The sequence below is a fragment of the Blautia sp. AM42-2 genome (genome assembly GCF_003480245.1).
Taxonomy (GTDB): domain Bacteria; phylum Bacillota; class Clostridia; order Lachnospirales; family Lachnospiraceae; genus Fusicatenibacter; species Fusicatenibacter saccharivorans.
Window position 1 is genome coordinate 222 of the sequence record NZ_QUIM01000045.1, and the last position, 333, is coordinate 554.

Here is a 333-nt window from a genome sequence, read left to right on the forward strand (position 1 = left end):
CCTAAGCGGCCGATGGTACTGCACTGGAGACGGTGTGGGAGAGCAGGTGGCTGCCAGCTTCAAACGGGGACGTAGCTCAGTTGGGAGAGCACCTGCCTTGCAAGCAGGGGGTCGAGAGTTCGAATCTCTTCGTCTCCATCCGGAAAGAAAACTTCCGGGCGTCGGAAACGACTGAGGGCTTATAGCTCAGCCGGTTAGAGCGCACGCCTGATAAGCGTGAGGTCGGTGGTTCGAGTCCACTTAAGCCCACTGGATTTGAGTTATTCAAGTCCAAAAGATGTACCTTGAAAACCGCATATACAATCTATATTGAAAACGTTAAAACGTTAGAGA

At 52.0% G+C, this 333-nt stretch carries 2 tRNA genes and 1 rRNA gene (1 of these 3 cut by a window edge); all 3 read left to right on the plus strand.

From position 1 onward, the window contains the following. A 5S ribosomal RNA gene (gene rrf, locus DW915_RS15600) occupies positions 1 to 59 on the plus strand; it begins 97 nt to the left of the window's first position. Between the two features lie 6 nt (positions 60 to 65). Continuing rightward, positions 66 to 138 (plus strand) — tRNA-Ala (locus DW915_RS15605). A gap of 37 nt (positions 139 to 175) precedes the next feature. Next, positions 176 to 249, plus strand: a tRNA-Ile gene (locus DW915_RS15610). The last annotated feature ends 84 nt before the right edge of the window (positions 250 to 333 follow it).